Source organism: Gardnerella vaginalis (assembly GCF_001546455.1).
Lineage (GTDB): Bacteria > Actinomycetota > Actinomycetes > Actinomycetales > Bifidobacteriaceae > Bifidobacterium > Bifidobacterium vaginale_B.
Window position 1 is genome coordinate 1 of sequence record NZ_KQ956811.1, and the last position, 2,585, is coordinate 2,585.

Below are 2,585 nucleotides of genomic sequence, written 5' to 3' on the forward strand. Positions count from 1 at the left end.
AAAGCATTTTGGCAAAGGATTCGAAGCAAAAGACATTGTAAACAATACGCAAATCAACTCGAATGCTGCAAAGCGCGGAGACAAGGCCATTAAAGCCGCTAGCAATGCGGTAAATGGTCGCAATAATGCAACAATGCTTGGTTTTAATGCGTAAGTTGCGTTAATCGTAGTGCTTAAGCTACTTATAGGTGTTTATAGGTGTTTATAAGTGCATTATCAATGATAAAATTCCATTAGTTTTGATTAGATTTGAGGAAAAATGACTGATATTTTAACGGTTGATACACAAAGCCAAAATGTTACTAAAAGTGATACTCCAGCAGTAGTCATAGAGGATTTACATAAGAGCTTTGGCAATTTGCAAGTTCTTAAGGGCGTTAATATGACTGTTAAGCCAGGAAGCGTAACAGTTATACTTGGGCCTTCGGGAAGTGGAAAGTCAACTTTGCTGCGATTGGTGAATCAGCTAGAAACAATCACATCTGGAAAAATCACCATTTACGGCGAGCGCATTGGTGTAAAAACCGTTATGCGTAAGGGCAAAGAGGTTTTGCAGGCATTAAACGATAACGAGATTGCGGCTCAGCGCGCAAAGCTTGGAATGGTGTTCCAGCGTTTTAACTTGTTCCCACATATGACGGCTATTGAAAACGTTATGGAAGCGCCAGTGCACGTTTTGCACATGGATAAAATTGCAGCTCACGATTTAGCGGTTAAAGAGCTTGAGCGCGTTGGAATGGCAGACCGCGTAGATCATTATCCTTCTCAGCTTTCGGGCGGGCAGCAGCAGCGAGTTGCGATTGCTCGCGCGCTTGCAATGAAGCCAGAAATCATGCTTTTTGATGAGCCTACATCTGCGCTAGACCCAGAGCTTGTTGGAGAAGTGCTTAATGTTATGCGCGACTTGGCAAACGATGGTATGACAATGATTGTTGTAACGCACGAGATTGGTTTTGCTCGAGAAGTTGCAGATCAGGTTGTGTTTATGGACGGTGGAAAAGTTGTTGAATGTGGAACGTCTGGAGTTATAGATAATCCGCAAACCGAAAGGTTTAAAGATTTTCTGCACAGCGTTTTGTAAGCTTAACATATAAATATAAATACGTAAAAATTAAGGCATTTTGCGTAAAATCATGAATAATTTATGGCTGTGGTGTTTGCTGCAGCCTTTTTATTTTGATTAGCACTATTATTCAAACAATTTTACGCAAAGAATATCTTGCACAATGTTTGGCATGTTTGCCTAATAACAAACATAGTGTAAAGTTGTTCATTGTTTGAATATTCCATCCACTTTATTCGGAGATTAGTATGAGTGATGCATGTTCTTCATGCGAATCAAACTCGCATAGTAAGAACGGCGTTCGTGTATCTCGTTGGCTAAGATTTGTTGCTGCGTTTACGTCGCTATCTTTACTAGGATTTTCTAGTGCTTGTGGAACAAGCGATGCGGTTGGGCCAGATCCTCTTTTAGCGCGTAGCTACGACGTTAATCGTATTAAAAAAGATAAAAATATTGCTGCAATGCTGCCAAAAAAGCTTGTTGAAAGTGGCGAGCTTGTAATGGGTACTAATGTTGGATATGCGCCAGCAGGATTTTATGCTAGAGATGGAAAAACGGTTGTAGGCTACGAAATAGACTTAAACAAAGCGTTAGCAAAATTAATGGGGTTAAAGCTTCGCATTGTTCACGCGCCATTTGATGCGATTTTGCCATCTGTTGGAAGCAAATTCGACATTGGTGTTTCGGGATTTACGGTTAGCAAAGAGCGAGAAAAGTCGGTTGACTTTGTAACGTACGCGGATGCTGGTTTGCTTTTTGTTGTTAGAAAAGGCAATCCAACAAATGTGAATCTTAACGACTTATGCGGTAAAAAAGTGTCTGTACAAGTTGGCACAACAAGCGAAACTCAAATGTATGGTGCTAGAGATGTTTGCAAGGCAAGTCGTAAAGCTCCATTAGATGTTCTTGCTTTTAGGGAACAAACGGATGCTACGACTGCAGTAGTGGCAGGGCGCGCAGACGTTATGTATGCAGACGCTCCTGTTTCTAGTTTTGCGATTGATCAAACGGACGGTCAGTTGGAGCCGCTGGGTAAAAGCCGCGATAAAGCTCTTATGGGCATTATTGCTCAAAAAGGAGATACTCAGCTTGTGGAAGCAATAAAAGCTGGTATTGAAAAGCTAATACAAACGGGCGCGTATCAAGAAATAATGAAGGCATGGGGCGTTGAAGACGTTATGATTAAGCACCCAGAAGTAAATCCAAAAGTCTGATTGTTTTTGGTTGTTTAGAGTAGGATTATGAACATGTTTGCTAAAAAGAACAACAACGAGCGCATTTTGCCAGTAAAAAATCCTGGGCCAATTATATCTGGCATTATTGTGGCGATTATAGCGTGTGCTCTTGTGTATTCAATTGCTACAAATCCTAGATTTGAGTGGGCAATCGTTTGGAAGTACATTTTTAACGAGAACGTTCTTGCTGGTATTGGTTGGACGTTGTTGTTGACTTTGCTTTCTATGGTTATTGCGATTGTTTTGGCTGTTTGTTTGGCTATGATGCGCAAGAGTGTTAATCCTGT

General features: G+C 41.0%; 2 protein-coding genes and 1 pseudogene. All 3 read left to right on the top strand.

The features are described 5' to 3' along the window. The first annotated feature begins 259 nt into the window (after positions 1-259). The gene (locus HMPREF3216_RS01510) at positions 260-1,081 is read left to right on the top strand and encodes an amino acid ABC transporter ATP-binding protein (RefSeq protein ID WP_060786623.1); all 822 of its coding nucleotides are present in this window, start codon (positions 260-262) and stop codon (positions 1,079-1,081) included. A 230-nt stretch (positions 1,082-1,311) separates the two neighbouring features. Then, the gene (locus HMPREF3216_RS01515; protein WP_060786624.1) at positions 1,312-2,277 is read left to right on the top strand and encodes an ABC transporter substrate-binding protein; all 966 of its coding nucleotides are present in this window, start codon (positions 1,312-1,314) and stop codon (positions 2,275-2,277) included. A 33-nt stretch (positions 2,278-2,310) separates the two neighbouring features. Continuing rightward, positions 2,311-2,585 (top strand): annotated as a pseudogene (locus HMPREF3216_RS01520) (amino acid ABC transporter permease); the annotation flags it as partial.

Bases quoted from the DNA above. Each gene is read 5' to 3' on its own strand.
- HMPREF3216_RS01510 (WP_060786623.1), top strand. From the start codon at position 260: ATGACTGATATTTTAACGGTTGATACACAAAGCCAAAATGTTACTAAA.
- HMPREF3216_RS01515 (WP_060786624.1), top strand. From the start codon at position 1,312: ATGAGTGATGCATGTTCTTCATGCGAATCAAACTCGCATAGTAAGAAC.